Genomic DNA, 15,109 nt, shown 5'->3' with positions numbered 1-15,109 from the left:
ACCACCACGGAGGAGAGAACGCATGGTGAGACACCTGCGAACGGTCGTTGCGCTGCTCGCGGCGACCGCGCTGGTGGGCGGCTTGGCCGCCTGCGGGTCGAGCGACGACGGCGGCGGTGGCGGGACGACGGCCAGCGGCGGAGGAAGCGGCGCGGGCGAGGACCTGACGATCGCGTTCCTGATGCCGTGCTCGACCTGCGCCGATCGCTTCGAGAACCAGGACAAGCCGCTGTTCGAGGCGGCCGTGAAGGAGATCGCCCCGGGCGCGAAGGTGATCGCGAACAACGCCGAGGGCGACTCCGCGCGGCAGGTCACGCAGACCGAGTCGGCGATCACCAACGGCGCCGACGTGATCGTCGTCTCGCCGCTCGACGAGGCGGCGGGCGCCGCGATCGCCGACAAGGCCGAGCAGGCGAGAATCCCCGTCGTCTCCTACGACGGCCTGCTGACCGACGGCACGGTCGACTTCTACGTCTCGTTCGACAACGAGCGTGTCGGCGAGCTGCAGGGCGAGTACCTCGCGAGAGAGCTGAGAGACGGCGCGTCGATCGCGTTCATCAACGGCGACCAGTCGATCGCGCCCGGCCGCCAGTTCAAGGCCGGCGCGCACAGAGCGCTCGACCCGCTGATCGAGTCGGGCAGACTGAGACTCGCCTACGAGGGCGACGCGCAGCAGTTCGACCCGCAGAAGGGCCGCACGCTGATGGAGCAGGCGCTGACGCGCCTGAACGACAGAGTCGACGGCGTGATCGCCGCCAACGACGGCCTCGCCGGCGGCGTCGTCAACGCGCTGGAGCCGCGCAACCTGACCGGCAAGGTGCTCGTCACCGGCCAGGACGCGACCGACGCGGGCCTCCAGCGGATCCTGCTCGGCCAGCAGACGATGTCGGTCTACAAGGCGATCAAGCAGGAGGCGGAGGCCGCTGCGGAGGTCGCCGTCGCGCTCGGCGAGGGCGACGCCGAGAAGGTCAGATCGATGGCGACCTCGACGACCGACAACGGCGCCGGCGACGTCCCGTCGATCCTGCTGGAGCCGGTCGTCGTGACGCAGGACAACATCGTCGACACCGTCTTCGCCGACGGCTTCACGACGGAGGAGAGAGTCTGCACCGGCAAGGCGGCGGCGAGATGTCCGGCCCCATGACCGGCGAGCCGCTGCTGCGGCTCGAAGGCGTGCGCAAGTCGTTCGGCGCGGTCCACGCCCTCGCGGGCGTGGACCTCGCGGTCCACCGCGGCGAGGTGCTCGCCCTGGTGGGCGACAACGGCGCCGGCAAGTCGACGCTCGTGAAGTCGATCGCGGGCGCGCACGCGGCCGACGCCGGGCGCTTCGTGTTCGAGGGCGAGGAGGTGCGGATCGGCAGCCCCCAGGCTGCCGCCGCGCTCGGCATCGCGACCGTCTACCAGGACCTCGCGATCTGCGACAACCTCGACGTCGTCGCGAATCTGTTCCTCGGCCGCGAGCAGCTGCGGCGGCCGCTCGCGGGGCGGCTGCGGCGGCTGAGCGAGGCGCAGATGGAGCACCGCACGCAGCAGGTGCTGGGCGAGCTGTCGGTCCGCCTCAGCGACGTGCGCCGCCCCGTCTCCGGGCTCTCGGGCGGCCAGCGCCAGGCGGTCGCCGTCGCGCGTGCCGTGCTGTGGGGGTCGAAGCTCGTGCTGCTCGACGAGCCGACCGCCGCGCTCGGCGTCGAGCAGACCGACATGGTGCTCGGGCTCGTGCGCTCGCTGCGCGACCGCGGCCTCGCCGTGATCGTGATCTCGCACAACCTCTCCGACGTCTTCCGCGTCGCCGACCGGATCGCGGTCCTGCGGCTCGGCCGCAACGCCGGCACGTTCGTGCGCTCCGAGACCGAGCCGGACACCGTCGTCGCCGCGATCACCGGCGGGCGCACGCTGTCCGGAGCGCGAGCATGAGCGCGGTCGAGACGTCCGCGACCGCGCCGCCGCCGGCCGGCGGACCCGGCGGCGAGCAGCTGCCGCCGACCCTGCGCGACCGCCTCGGCGCGGCCCGCAACGCCGACTGGGGACCGGTCCCGGTGATCGTCGGCCTCGCCGTGATCTGGATCGTCTTCCAGCTGCTGAACGAGAACTTCCTGACCGCCCGCAACCTCTCCAACCTCGTGCTGCAGGTCGGCGTCGTGGGGATGCTGTCGCTCGGCGTCGTGCTGGTGCTGCTGATCGGCGAGATCGACCTCTCGCTCGGCACGCTCGCCGGCATGTGCGCGGCGCTGCTGGCGGTGCTGCTGACGAACGAGGGCTGGCCGGTGTGGGCGGCGATCGCCGCCGCGATCGCCGTCGGCGCGGCGGCCGGGTTGCTGCAGGGCGGCATCTCGGTGCTCGTCGGCGTGCCGTCGTTCGTCGTCACGCTCGGCGGCTTCCTCGCCTGGCAGGGCGTCCAGCTGACGCTGCTGGGCAACGCCGGCGAGCTGCGCGTCGAGGACGAGTTCGTGCGCGGGATCGCCAACAGCTACGTGCCGAGCTGGCTCGCGTGGCTGCTGCTGGCGGTCGCCGTCGCGGGCTGGTGGGCCGACGTCGCGCTGCGGCGCCGCGCCCGCGCGCGGCTGAGACTGTCGGTCCGCGCGCTCGGCCGCGACGTCGCCGCGTGCGCGACGCCGGCCGTCGTCGGCGCGGTGATCGTCGCGTACCTCGACGGCTACTTCGGCGTGCCGTGGCTGCTCGTGCTGCTCGGCGGGATCACGATCGCGCTCGGCGCGGTCACGACCCGCACGCAGCTCGGCCGTCACCTGTTCGCGATCGGCGGCGACCGTGAGGCGGCGCGCCGCGCCGGTGTGCGCGTCGACCAGATCCGCGTGCTCGTCTTCGCGGTCGCGGCGGCACTCGCCGCCGTCGCCGGCACGATCGCCGTCTCGCGCCAGTTCGCGGTGTCGACGGGGACGGGCGGCGGGACGCTGCTGCTGGAGGCGATCGCGGCGGCCGTGATCGGCGGCGCGAGCCTCTTCGGCGGCCAGGGGCGCGTCTACCAGGCGCTGCTCGGCGCGCTGGTGATCGCCAGCGTGGAGAACGGACTCGACCTGCTCGGCAAGCCGTCGAGCACCAAGGACATCGCCACGGGGGCCATCCTCGTGGCGGCGGTGAGCATCGATGCGATCAGCCGGCGCCGTCGCGCCGCGCGAGGCGCGTGAAGGAGGGACCCTTGAGCACGATCGAATTCCCCGGCGGCTTTCTGTGGGGCGCGGCGACCGCGGCGTACCAGATCGAGGGCGCCGCGCAGGAGGGCGGGCGCACGCCGTCGATCTGGGACGTCTTCGCGCGGACGCCCGGGAAGGTCCACCACGGCGACACCGGCGACGTCGCCTGCGACCACTACCACCGCTGGGAGCAGGACCTCGACCTCGTCGCCTCGCTCGGGCTCGGCGCCTACCGGCTGTCGCTCGCGTGGCCGCGGCTGCAGCCCAACGGCCGCGGGCCGCTGACCCAGCACGTCGTCGACCACTACCGCCGCGTGCTCGACGGGCTGCGCGAGCGCGACGTTGTGCCGATGGTGACGCTCTACCACTGGGACCTGCCGCAGGACCTCCAGGAGGAGGGCGGCTGGGCGGTCCGCTCGACGGCGGAGCGGTTCGGCGAGTACGCCGCGCAGGTCGCGGCCGCGCTCGGCGACGAGGTGCCGTTCTGGGTGACGCTGAACGAGCCGTACTGCTCATCGTTCCTCGGCTACCTGGAGGGCCGCCACGCGCCCGGCGTGCAGAGCATGGCGGCGGCGGTCGCGGCGTCCCACCACCTGCTGCTCGGTCACGCCCGGGCGCTCGCCGCCCTGCGCGCGGCGGACGTCACGGGCGAGGTCGGCATCACGCTCAACCTCTCCTCGGCGTGGCCGGCGAGCGACGACCCGGCGGCGGTCGCGGCGGCGAGACGCGTCGACGGGCGCGAGAACCGCTGGTTCCTCGACCCGGTCTTCCGCGGCAGTTACCCGCAGGACATGGTCGAGCTGCAGCGCGCCGAGACGGACATGGCGTTTGTCCTCGACGGCGACCTGGAGGCGATCTCGGCGCCGCTCGACTTCGCTGGGATCAACTACTACGAGCGCCACTTCGTCAGCCCGCACCCGGACGATCCGCGTGGCTGGGTGAAGCAGCCGGACGCCGGGCCGCTGACGGCCGGCGGGATCGGCATCCACCCGGACGGCCTGCGCGAGGTGCTCGTGCGCGTCGCGACCGACTACACCGACGTGCCGCTGTACGTGACCGAGAACGGCGCCGCGTTCGACGACTACGTCGACCCGGAGGGCGGCGTCGACGACGAGGAGCGGGTCGCGTTCCTCGACGGCCACCTGCGCGCGGTGCGGCAGGCGATCGAGCAGGGCGCCGACGTGCGCGGCTACTTCGTCTGGTCGCTGCTGGACAACTTCGAGTGGGCGCTCGGCTACTCCAAGCGGTTCGGGATCGTTTACGTCGACTACCGCACGCAGGAGCGGATCCCGAAGCGGAGCGCGCGCTGGTACGCGGGCGTCGCGCGGGCCAACGCGGTCGGCGAGGAGGACGCGCTGACAACCCTCCCGTAATTTCGCTGAAAGTTCGTCAGCGAGTCTGGTACGGTTCGCCGCGTCGCGGAGCACGTCCGCGATCGGACGAATCAGGAGAGGGTCGATGAGAGCTCGATTTGGGGCCGCGCTGGCGATCGCCGGCGGGCTGATCGCCGCTGCGCCGGCAACGGCCGCGGCGGCGCAGCCGGCGGCGGCGGACACGGTGCTGCGCAACGGATACGTGCGCACCGTGGACGACCGCGACAGCGTCAGACAGGCGCTCGCGGTGCGCGACGGCAAGATCGTCTACGTCGGCAGCGATCGCGGCGCGCGCGCCTACGTCGGCAAGCGCACGAAGGTCGTGAACCTGCGCGGCAAGATGGTGATGCCGGGCCTGCAGGACGCGCACATCCACGTCGGCCTCGCCGGCGTGCGGCTGGCGGCGTGCAACCTCGAGTACGCGCCGCTCACGACCGCGCAGTTTCAGCAGAAGATCCAGGCCTGCCTCGACAGAACGAGAGACAAGGAGCCGAACGGCTTTCTCAGCGTCGAGAACTGGTACCGCCAGGCGATGGTGCCGGCCGGGACCGACGCGACGCGCGCGACGCTCGACGCGCTGGACACCAGACGGCCGATCGTCGTCAACTCCTCCGACGGTCACTCCGACCTCGTCAACAGCGCCGCGCTGGCGCTCGGCGGGATCACCGCGCAGACGCCCGACCCGGCGAACGGCAAGATCGTCCGCGACGCCGCCGGCGAGCCGACCGGCATCCTCGAGGACGCCGCCGCCCGCATCGTCAGCAGAAAGATCCCGGCCCCGACGCCGGCCGACAACCTCGAGGTCACCCGCGTCGCGCTCGACGCGCTGCGCAGAGCGGGCGTCACGTCCGTGATGGACCAGTACGGCACCGACGCGAGCGCGCAGGCGTACGCGACGCTGCGCCGCAGAGGCGACCTGACCGCGCGCATCAACCTCGCGGCCGGCGTCGACGCGTCCGTCGCCGCGAGAGACCCGCGCAAGGCGGTCGCGCCCGCGTTCGCGCTGCGCCGCAGATGGGACACGGGCCCGCTCGCGCCGCGCGCCGGCATCCGCGTCGCGAACATCGGCGAGCTGGCGCAGGACGGCGTCCTGCAGGCGCCGGCGCAGACGGCGTCGTTCTTGGAGCCGTACTTCGTCAACGCCGGCACCGAGGACGCGCCGAGATGGGTGCCGGGCAGAGACCGCGGCCCCGAGCCCTACCTCGCGAAGGACAAGCTCGCCGACGTCACGACGCTGCTGCTGAGAGGCGGGATCAGCCCGTCGATCCACGCGATCGGCGACCGCGCCGTGCGCCACACGCTCGACGCGTTCGCGATCGCGCGCAAGCGCGTGCCGGGCAGCAGACTGCCGCTGTCGATCTCGCACGCGGAGTCGGTCCACCCGACCGACCTGCCGCGCTTCAAGGCGCTCGGCGTCGCACCCGCGATGGCGTTCCAGTGGGCGAAGCCGGCGGCCGACTCGATCGACGCCGCGAAGAACGAGCTCGGCCCCGAGCGCTTCGCGCGGACCGAGCCGATCGGCAGCCTCCACCGCGCCGGCGCGCGCGTCGCGGCCGGCAGCGACTGGCCGGTCGACCCGCTCAACGAGTTCTTCATGCTCCAGGTCGGCATCACGCGCGAGAACCCGGACGGCGGCGCGAGATACCGCGGCCGGCTCGGCAGCGACCCGCTGCTGCCGCGCGCCGCAGCGGTCAGAGCGATCACGCGCAACGCCGCGTGGGCGATGCAGGCCGAGCAGCAGACCGGCTCGCTGGAGCCGGGCAAGCTCGCCGACCTGATCGTGCTCGACCGCAACCTCTTCCGCGTGCCGGCGAAGCAGATCGGCAGAACGAAGGTGCTGCTGACGATGGTCGGCGGCAGAGTCGTGTGGGAGGCCGCTTCAGGCCGGTGAGAGGATCGCGTCGATCGCGTCGCGGCACAGCACGCGGGCTCGCTCCAGTTCGAGCGAGCCCGCGAGCCAGCGGAGGCTGAGCCCTTCGACCACCGACGTCAGCAGCTCTGCCGTGTCGGCCGGATCGAGGCCGGCGCGGATCGAGCCCTCGGCGACGCCGGCGGCGATCGCCTCGGCGACCCAGCCGTTCCACTCGGCTGTCACCCGGCGCAGGTCCTCGCGCAGCTCCGGCTCGAACACGGCCGTCGCGGAGATCTCGTTCCAGACGATCGAGTTGTTGCGGATCTGGGGGACCGTGTCGAGCTCGCGCAGCAGCGCGTTGCGGACCGCCTCGAACTCCGTCGTGCCGGCGTGCGGGACGCGCAGGAGGCCGGACGGAGCCTGCGCGTTGGCGTGGTCGAGCGCCGCTCTGAGCAACGTCAGCCGGTCGTCGAAGTGGTAGTAGAGCAGCGAGGTGGAGACGCCGGCGCGGGCCGCGACGTCCTCCACGCGCATGCCCCGCACGCCGCGCTCGGCGACCGCCTCCGCGGTCGCCACGACGATCGCCCGGCGCGTTCTGGCGGCGCGCTCGAGCCGGCTGGAAGGACGGGTTCTGCTCATGGCGCAGGACTCTACGACGAACCCGCACCCCGACACCCCTCAACGAGGAGAACGCAGTGACACCGACCGCCGCACCCGACGTCCGCCTCACCGGCGTCACCAAGCGCTTCGCCGACCAGCTCGTGATCGACGACCTCTCGCTCGACATCGAGCGCGGCGCCTTCTACGCGCTGCTGGGGCCGTCCGGCTGCGGCAAGACGACGACGCTGCGGATGATCGGCGGCTTCGACTTCCCGACGACCGGCCGCGTCCACCTCGGCGGCGAGGACGTCACCGACCGCGCGCCGAACCGCCGCGAGGTCAACACCGTCTTCCAGTCCTACGCGCTCTTCCCGCACATGACCGTCGAGCGCAACGTCGCCTTCGGGCTCGAGCAGAAGCGCGTCGGGCGCGCGGAGGTGCGCACGCGCGTCGGCGAGGCGCTGGAGTCGGTCCAGCTCGGCCAGGTCGCCAAGCGCAAGCCCGCGCAGCTCTCCGGCGGCATGCAGCAGCGCGTCGCGCTCGCGCGGGCGCTCGTGAACCGGCCGCGCGTGCTGCTGCTCGACGAGCCGCTCGGCGCGCTCGACCTGCGGCTGCGCAGAGACCTCCAGGTCGAGCTGAAGCGGATCCAGCGCGAGGTCGGGATCACGTTCGTGCACGTCACGCACGACCAGGAGGAGGCGATGGGGATGGCCGACACGATCGCCGTCATGAACGGCGGGCGGATCGAGCAGGCCGGCAGCGCCAACGACCTCTACGAGACGCCCCGCACGACGTTCGTCGCGAACTTCCTCGGCAAGTCGAACCTGATCGACGCGCGCGCCGGCGCCGCCGATGGCGACTGCACCCGCGTCGAGACCCACGACGGCGCGACGCTGCGCGCGCCGCGCGCGCGGCTCGACGGCCGCGCCGGTCGCGTGCGCGTCGGCGTGCGGCCGGAGAAGGTCCGCATCGCGCCGCTCGAAGAAGCGGTCCCCGCCGGCGCCAACGTGCTGCACGGCCAGGTGATCGCCGGCTCCTACCTCGGCGTCTCGACGCACTACCTCGTGCGCGCCGCGGGCGGTGAGGAGCTGACCGTGATCGTCCAGAACCACGACGCCGGCGACGCGCACGACCGCGCGATCGGCCAGCAGGTCCAGCTCGTCTGGGAGCCGCAGCACACGTTCGTCGTCGACGCCGAGGCCGCCGATGCCTGAGCGGATCACGCGGCGGCGGCTGATCGGCCGCGGCGCGACACTCGCGGCGGTCGCCTCCGGCCTCTCAGGTGCGCTCGCGGCGTGCGGGATCGAAGGCACCAACGAGCAGAGCCTTGCGGAGCTCAAGCGCCAGGCCGACGCGGTCGACCACCCGCGCGTCGAGCTCGGCGACTGGACGTTCGCGAACTGGCCGCTCTACATGGACAAGGCCTTGACGAAGGAGTTCGACCGCAGATTCGGCGGCCGCGTGAAGTACGTCGAGGAGGTCAACGACAACAACGACTTCTTCGGCAAGGTCCGCCAGCAGCTCGCCGCCGGCCAGCCGACCGGCCGCGACCTCGCCGTGCTGTCGGACTGGATGGTCGCGCGCCGGATCCGCAACGGCTGGGTCGTCCCGATCGACCGCCGCAACGTGCCGAACGCGCGCAACCTGGAGACAGGGCTCGCGAACCCTGACTGGGACCCGCAGCGGCGCTTCAGCCTGCCGTACCAGTCCGGCGCGGTCGGGATCGGCTACGACATCGAGCAGACCGGCCGCGAGCTGCGCTCGCTCAGAGACCTCTTCGACCCCGAGTGGAAGGGGCGCGTGACGTTCCTCGCCGAGCCCTACGACGCCGCGGGCAGCGTGCTCGCGATGCAGGGCAAGGACTCGACCAAGGCGACGCTCGACGACGAGCTGGAGGCGATCGAGTTCATCGGCGCGGCGAACGACAAGGGCCAGTTCCGCCGCTTCACCGGCAACGACTACACGACCGATCTCGCGAAGGGCAACATCGTCGCCGCGCTCGCCTACTCGGGCGACATGGTGCAGCTCCAGAGCGACAACCCGAACCTGCGCTTCAGCTACGCCGAGGAGGGCGCGGTGCTGTTCACCGACAACCTGCTGATGCCCGCGAAGGCGGGCAACCCGTACGCGGCGGAGGTGATGATGAACTACCTCTACGACCCGCAGGTGGCGGCGCGCCTGTGCGCGTACGTCAACTACATCAGCCCCGTCAGGGGCATCCGCGAGATCCTCGAGCGCGAGGACCCGGAGATCGCGCAGAACCCGCTGATCTTCCCGCCCGAGGAGGTGCGCGCGACGCTCCAGCCGTACCCGTTCTTCACCGCGCGCGAGGAGCAGACGATGAACGAGGCGATGGCGAAGGTGGCCGGGGCCTGATGCGCCGCGAACGCCGCTTCCACCGCCGCCAGCTGACGCCGTGGCTGTTCGCCCTCCCGGGCCTGCTGTGGCTCGTCGTCTTCTTCGCGATCCCGCTCGCCAACCAGCTCAACGTCTCGCTGATGACCGGCGACGCGGAGGCCGGCTACACGCTGACGTGGTCGTTCTCGACCTACTGGGACGCGCTCTCGGAGTACCACGTGCAGTTCCTGCGCTCGATCGGCTACGCCGCCGCGGCGACCGCGATCTGCCTCGTGCTGGCGTTCCCGCTCGCCTACTTCCTCGCGTTCAGAGCGAGACGCACGAAGGCGCTTCTGCTGCTGCTCGTCGTGCTGCCGTTCTTCGTCTCCTACGTGCTGCGGACGGTCGCCTGGCAGCTGATCCTGGCCGACAACGGCTGGGTCGTGTCGCGCCTGCAGGACGTCGGCCTCGTCGCCGACGACGGCCGCGTGCTGGCGACCTCGGCCGCCGTGATCGCCGGCATCGCCTACAACTTCCTGCCGTTCATGATCCTGCCGCTGTACGTCTCGCTGTCGAAGCTGGACCGGCGGCTGATCGAGGCGGCGACCGACCTCTACGCCTCGCGCACGAGAGCGTTCCGCAAGGTCACGATCCCGCTCGCGCTGCCGGGGATCTTCGCCGGCTCGCTGCTGTGCTTCATCCCGGCGTGCGGCGACTTCGTCAACGCGGCGTTGCTCGGCACCTCGCGCCAGTACATGATCGGCAACGTGATCCAGTCGAAGTTCATCACCGTGCTCGACTACCCGACGGCGGCAGCGCTGTCGTTCATCCTGATGGGGCTGATCCTCGCCGGCATCGCGCTCTACACGCGCCTGCTCGGCACCAAGAACCTGACGGAGGTGGCGGTCTGATGGCCCCGCGCGCATTCGGCGAACGGCTCCGCGGCGGGCTGCTCGGCCTCTGGACGACGCTCGTCGTCGCATATCTGTGCGTCCCCGTCGCGATCGTCGTGCTGTTCGGCTTCAACGACAACAGGGGCCGCTTCAACCTGACGTGGCAGGGCTTCACGCTCGACCACCTGCTGCACCCGTTCAGCGATCCCGACCTCGCGCTCGCGCTGAAGAACTCGCTGCTGATCGCGGCGGTGACGACCGCGATCGCGATCGTGCTGGGGACGTGGCTGGCGCTCGCGCTCGTGCGCCACCGCTTCCGCGGCCGCACCGCCGCCGAGTTCTTCGTCTTCCTGCCGATGGCGACGCCCGAGGTCGTGATGGGCGCCTCGCTGCTGGCGATGTTCCTCGTCGTCGGCGTCGGCACCGGCTTCGTCACGCTCGTGATCTCGCACACGATGTTCTGCCTCTCCTACGTCGTCGTGACGGTGCGCGCACGGCTGGAAGGGCTCGACCGGCACATAGAGGAGGCGGCACGCGACCTCGGCGCCGGTCAATGGGCGGCGTTCCGCCGCGTCACGCTGCCGATGATCGCGCCGGGCGTCGCCGCCGCGGCGGTGCTGTCGGCCGCGCTCTCGATCGACGACTACGTCATCACCAGCTTCAACGCAGGACAGACCCAGACGTTCCCGCTGTTCATCTTCGGCGCGACGCGCCAGGGCGTGCCGCCCGAGGTCAACGTGCTCGCCACGCTGCTGCTCGTCGCGGTGCTCGCGCTGGTCGCGGTCAACGTGCTGGTCCAGCGTGCGCTCGCGCGCCGCGACCGCGGGAACGCCGATCCGATACGAGGTACCGCATGATCGATCCACTCTCACGTTGGGCGCAGTACGGCGAGAAGCCGGACTACGCGGGGCTGCTGACGTTCGCCGGGCAGCCGTACACCGAGGATCCGGCGGAGCTGGCCGGCGTCGACGTGGCGGTGATCGGCGCACCGACCGACGACCTCGTCTCCGACCGGCCGGGCACGCGTTTCGGCCCGCGCGCGATCCGCGCGGCGAGCTGCCCGCCCGGTCCGCACCTGGAGGCGGGGATCGACGCGTTCTCCGTGCTGCGCGTCGTCGACTACGGCGACGCGCCGGTGCTGCCGGCCGACGCGGCGCGCTCGGCGGAGGCGATCGAGCGGACGGTGGGGGAGGCGCTGGCGGCGGGCGCGATCCCGGTCGTGCTCGGCGGCGACCACTCGATCGCGGAGGCGGACGTGCGCGCCTGCGCGGCGGTCCACGGTCCGCTCGGGCTCGTCCACTTCGACACGCACACGGACACGGGCAGAGAGGTCTTCGGCGTCCCCCGCTCGCACGGCACGCCGATGTACCGGCTGGTCGAGGACGGCCACGTCGACGGCTCGCGCTACGTGCAGATCGGCCTGCGCGGCTACTGGCCTGGCGACGACGAGTTCGGCTGGCAGCGCGAGCACGGGATCACGTCGCTGTTCATGCACGAGATCCGCGACCGCGGGATCGCTTCGATCGTCGACCGCGCGGTCGAGGTGCTCGGCGACGGGCCGACGTTCCTGACCGTCGACGTCGACGTGCTCGACCCGGCGTTCGCGCCCGGGACGGGGACGCCGGAGCCGGGCGGGATGACGCCCGCCGACCTGCTGTGGGCGTGCCGCACGCTCGCGCACCGCCTGCGGCTCGTCGGGATGGACGTCGTCGAGGTGATCCCGACCGGCGTCGGCTCCGCCGACGTCACCGCGCTCGTCGCCGAGCGGATCGTGCGCGAGACCTTGACCGGCATCGCGCAGCGGCGGCGCGACGGCTGAGACCCCGCGGCGGCGACCGGATGTGTGTTGCGTTGTGGGTCCAGGAGACCCACAATGGAGCACACATCCGCAGTCCCAACGAATGGATTCGCCATGGACCCGCTCAACGTCGACGACGTCAGAACCGTCGCGCTCACCTCCTCGACCGGCGAGGCCGCCTGGACGGGCGGTTTCTTCGCGTACGGCGGCGACGGTGCGGAGCGGTCGACGGTGATCTACTTCGCGGTGCCGCCGGGCAAGCGGCTCGGCCGCCACACCGACACCGCCGAGGAGACGCAGTTCTTCCTCGGCGGCAGCGGCGAGCTGCTGCGCGACGAGGGCTCCACGCCGGTCCGCGCCGGCGACGTCGTCGTGCTGCCGGAGGGGACGGCTCATGACCTCCTCAACACGGGCAGCGAGGACCTTCGCGTGGTCGGCTTCTTCGCCGCGCCGAAGGTGCAGCAGCACTGGTCGACCGAGCGTTGGGCGCCCGACGACTCCGCGGTCACCGGCAGCCCGAACGCCTGAGCGCTACGCCGCTCGGACGCGCTCCCGCATGCGGTAGGCGGCGGGAGCGGCGCCGAGGTAGCGGCGGAACGTCTTGGCGAACTGCGCCGACTGGCGGTAGCCGACGCGCAGCGCGACGTCTCGCACCGGCTGCCGCGTCTGCACCAGCAGCTCGGCCGCGCGCTGCATGCGGACGTGCGTGAGGTGAGCGCGGAAGGTCGTCTCGCCGATCTCGGCGTAGGCGCGCTGCAGCTGGCGTCGCGAGGACGCCACGCGTCGGGCGATGTCGTCGAGCTCGAGGTCGGAGGCGTACTCGGTCTCGACGATCCGCACCGCGTCGTGGTAGAGCCGCGTGCGCTCGCGGACCGTTCCGGGGCGTTGCATGATCGTTCTCGTGGAAATGGAGGCCGACGCAGGCTCAGGCTGCCGTCGCTGCCTCCGCCGACGGGCGCTGCTGCGCGACGCACTTGCCGAACGCGTTGGTCGTGGCGGCGATTCTCTTCATCGTTTCGGCTCCTCGGTCGGGTGCACTCTCGAGGATGTGAACGCCGAAGGGGCGCTCAGGTTGGCCGGATGCAGCGGTTCGCGCGCGGCGCTCAGCCGCGAGGACGTCCGCGCTCGGGGGCGGCGGGAGCGGCCGGGGTCGCGGGAACGGCCGGTTCCGGGGCTGGAGCCGGCGGCTGCGGTGGCGGAGCCGGTCTGCTCGGCTGACCGGCGCCCTCGCCCGCTCTGGACGCCGGCGGTGTTCCGCCGGCGCCTCTGCCGCCCGTGTCGGCCGGCGGTCTGCCGGGGCCTCTGCCGCCCGTGTCGGCCGGCGGTCTGCCGGGGCCTCTGCCGCCCGTGTCGGCCGGCGGTCTGCCGGGCCCTCTGCCGCCCGGGTCGGCCGGTGGTCTGCCGGCGCCGCGGTCGGGCGGTGGGCCGGGGCGCGGTGCGGCAGAGCCGTCCGGCGTCGCCCGAACTCTGTCGGTCGGGGCCGCCGGCCCTCGTCTCCGTGCGCCCGGCGGCGTCGCGGGGGGATCCTTCGGGCGGCCGTCGGGAATCCGCTCCGAGCCACCGCGGCGGCGCGACTCGCCCCTGTGGCCGGGCGGTTCCTGGCGGGTATTGTCGGGTGCGTTGCCGCGGATGTCGCCGGGCGGTTCTTGGCGGGTGTGGCCGGGTGCGTTGCCGCTGTGGCCGGGCGGGTTCTGGCGGGTGTCGCCGGGTGCGTTGCCGCCGCCGGGCGGGGCGACCTCCAGCGGACCGCTGACAGATGGCGTCGGCTGCGGCGTCTGCCGCTGGAGCGGCGTGGCGGCTGCAGGGATGGGGCGAGCCCCGCGCCCGCCGGCTGCTCCGGCGGTCCGGTTCCGCGCTGCCGCCTGGCGCGTTACGTCGGAGCCGCTCGGGGTCGTTGCGGTCGATCCCGTCGATGGCGACGACGAAGGGGCAGGGTTCGCGCGCTGCGCCGCCGCCGGCGGCGGTCCAGGCGCGTCGGTCGCCTGCTCGACCGCGATCGAACTGCCGCCGACCACCGCGCTGCCGAGCGCGACGGCCACCGCCAGCTTGCCGCCCCCGCCGCTGACGATCGCGCTCGCGCCGCCGGCAAGCCCCAGCCCCGCACCCGCTCTTCCGCTCGCCGCGCCCGCGAGCGCGCCGCTGCCCGCCGCGCCGCTGCCCGCCGCGCCGCCGCCCGCCGCGCCGCTGCCCGCCGCGCCGCCGCCCGCCGCGCCGCCGCCCGCCGCGCCGCCGCCCGCGGCACCGCCGACCGTCGCGCCGCCACCGGCCGACCCGCCCGCGGCCGCGCCGCCGCCGAGCCCGCCCATGACGGCCGCCTTCAGCGCGGCGCTCGGCACGACCGGCAGCGCGATCGCCATCAGCGAGCGCTGGCGTCTGACCTCGTCGCTGAAGACGCTGCAGCCGGCACAGTCGCGCAGGTGACGGCGCAGCGGGCCGCGGCGGAGCGCCGCGCCGGTCGCGGTCGCGAGCTGTGCCCGGATCTCCTCGCAGGAGATCGCGCGCGCCTCCCTGTCGGCGGCGAGCGCCGAACGCGCTTGGAACACCAGCGCCTTCACCTTCTCCCGCCGGCAGCCCAGAACCGTCGCGATCCCGTCGTGGTCGAGCGCGCCCAGCTCGGAGAGCAGCAGAGCGGCGCGCTGGTCCTCGGGCAACCGCGCGAGGTCGCGCAGCAGCTCGCGGACGTCCTCGCGACGCTCGATCGCGGCGGCGAGCCCGTCGGTCGCTGGCTCGGCACCCTCGAGCGGGACGTGCTCGCGCCGCACGCGCAGCACGGACAGGCAGCGGTTGCGTGCGATCGCGTACAGCCACGGCCGCAGCACGACCGGCTTGCGCGAGCGCTGGAGATCGCGGTAGGCGGCGAGGAACACGTGCTGCACCGCGTCCTCGGCCTCCTCGCGCGAGCCGAGCATGTGCCGGCAGAACGCAAGCATCTGGCGGTGATAGCGGTCGTAGAGCACCTCGAACGCTCCGGGGTCGCCGTCGCGCGCGAACGCGACGAGCCGCTCGTCGCCGGCGAGGTGCAGGAGACGGGCCGGACGCCGGATCGGGCCGCGCCACTGGGCTGCGGGAACGTGCTCCACGCCGACAGTATGCGTGTCACACACGCTTGA

14 protein-coding genes are annotated in these 15,109 nt (G+C 72.9%); 11 read left to right on the top strand and 3 right to left on the bottom strand.

From position 1 onward, the window contains the following. Positions 1-22 precede the first annotated feature (22 nt). The 5 genes from CWOE_RS21505 to CWOE_RS21485 all read left to right on the top strand — a co-directional run bounded on the left by CWOE_RS21505 (position 23) and on the right by CWOE_RS21485 (position 6,410). Positions 23-1,144, top strand: a complete 1,122-nt coding sequence (locus tag CWOE_RS21505; RefSeq protein WP_012935750.1) for a sugar ABC transporter substrate-binding protein — start codon at positions 23-25, stop codon at positions 1,142-1,144. Next, positions 1,129-1,911, top strand: coding sequence for an ATP-binding cassette domain-containing protein (locus tag CWOE_RS21500; RefSeq protein ID WP_012935749.1), 783 nt, complete (start codon positions 1,129-1,131; stop codon positions 1,909-1,911). Before CWOE_RS21505 ends, CWOE_RS21500 begins: the two co-directional genes overlap by 16 nt. Continuing rightward, a complete protein-coding gene (locus tag CWOE_RS21495; RefSeq protein WP_012935748.1) occupies positions 1,908-3,140 on the top strand; it encodes a sugar ABC transporter permease in 1,233 nt (410 codons plus the stop codon). The genes CWOE_RS21500 and CWOE_RS21495 overlap by 4 nt, the downstream gene beginning before the upstream one ends. Positions 3,141-3,151: 11 nt before the next feature. Beyond that, the gene (locus CWOE_RS21490) at positions 3,152-4,519 is read left to right on the top strand and encodes a GH1 family beta-glucosidase (protein WP_012935747.1); all 1,368 of its coding nucleotides are present in this window, start codon (positions 3,152-3,154) and stop codon (positions 4,517-4,519) included. Between the two features lie 85 nt (positions 4,520-4,604). After that, positions 4,605-6,410, top strand: coding sequence for an amidohydrolase (locus CWOE_RS21485; RefSeq protein WP_012935746.1), 1,806 nt, complete (start codon positions 4,605-4,607; stop codon positions 6,408-6,410). Here the strand turns inward: CWOE_RS21485 and CWOE_RS21480 are convergent. After that, positions 6,399-7,010 (bottom strand): TetR/AcrR family transcriptional regulator, encoded by a 612-nt coding sequence (locus CWOE_RS21480; protein WP_012935745.1) that lies wholly within the window; start codon positions 7,008-7,010, stop codon positions 6,399-6,401. The two genes, CWOE_RS21485 and CWOE_RS21480, sit on opposite strands and share 12 nt — an antisense overlap. A 56-nt stretch (positions 7,011-7,066) precedes the next feature. On the opposite strand from CWOE_RS21480, the gene CWOE_RS21475 reads away from it, so the two are divergent. The 6 genes from CWOE_RS21475 (at position 7,067) to CWOE_RS21450 (ending at position 12,527) form a co-directional block, all read left to right on the top strand. Continuing rightward, the gene (locus tag CWOE_RS21475; protein ID WP_012935744.1) at positions 7,067-8,185 is read left to right on the top strand and encodes an ABC transporter ATP-binding protein; all 1,119 of its coding nucleotides are present in this window, start codon (positions 7,067-7,069) and stop codon (positions 8,183-8,185) included. Further along, positions 8,178-9,347: a polyamine ABC transporter substrate-binding protein gene (locus tag CWOE_RS21470; RefSeq protein ID WP_012935743.1), complete on the top strand. Its 1,170-nt coding sequence runs from the start codon at positions 8,178-8,180 to the stop codon at positions 9,345-9,347. Before CWOE_RS21475 ends, CWOE_RS21470 begins: the two co-directional genes overlap by 8 nt. After that, the gene (locus tag CWOE_RS21465) at positions 9,347-10,219 is read left to right on the top strand and encodes an ABC transporter permease (protein ID WP_012935742.1); all 873 of its coding nucleotides are present in this window, start codon (positions 9,347-9,349) and stop codon (positions 10,217-10,219) included. The genes CWOE_RS21470 and CWOE_RS21465 overlap by 1 nt, the downstream gene beginning before the upstream one ends. Then, entirely contained in the window at positions 10,219-11,058 is an 840-nt protein-coding gene (locus CWOE_RS21460; RefSeq protein WP_012935741.1) for an ABC transporter permease, read from the top strand. Before CWOE_RS21465 ends, CWOE_RS21460 begins: the two co-directional genes overlap by 1 nt. After that, complete coding sequence (gene speB, locus CWOE_RS21455) at positions 11,055-12,020, top strand: agmatinase (protein ID WP_012935740.1); 966 nt, start codon at positions 11,055-11,057, stop codon at positions 12,018-12,020. The genes CWOE_RS21460 and speB overlap by 4 nt, the downstream gene beginning before the upstream one ends. A 93-nt stretch (positions 12,021-12,113) precedes the next feature. Beyond that, positions 12,114-12,527, top strand: coding sequence for a cupin domain-containing protein (locus CWOE_RS21450; RefSeq protein WP_049793360.1), 414 nt, complete (start codon positions 12,114-12,116; stop codon positions 12,525-12,527). A gap of 3 nt (positions 12,528-12,530) precedes the next feature. On the opposite strand, the gene CWOE_RS21445 is transcribed toward CWOE_RS21450, so the two are convergent. Continuing rightward, positions 12,531-12,890, bottom strand: coding sequence for a helix-turn-helix transcriptional regulator (locus CWOE_RS21445; RefSeq protein WP_012935738.1), 360 nt, complete (start codon positions 12,888-12,890; stop codon positions 12,531-12,533). A 212-nt stretch (positions 12,891-13,102) separates the two neighbouring features. After that, entirely contained in the window at positions 13,103-15,079 is a 1,977-nt protein-coding gene (locus CWOE_RS21440; RefSeq protein ID WP_041730785.1) for an RNA polymerase sigma factor, read from the bottom strand. Positions 15,080-15,109: the final 30 nt, after the last annotated feature.

Origin of the sequence: Conexibacter woesei DSM 14684, from assembly GCF_000025265.1 — a bacterium.
Classification (GTDB): Bacteria; Actinomycetota; Thermoleophilia; order Solirubrobacterales; family Solirubrobacteraceae; genus Conexibacter; species Conexibacter woesei.
The sequence above is the reverse complement of the archived record's forward strand: the minus strand, read 5'-3'. Positions and strand labels throughout refer to the sequence as shown.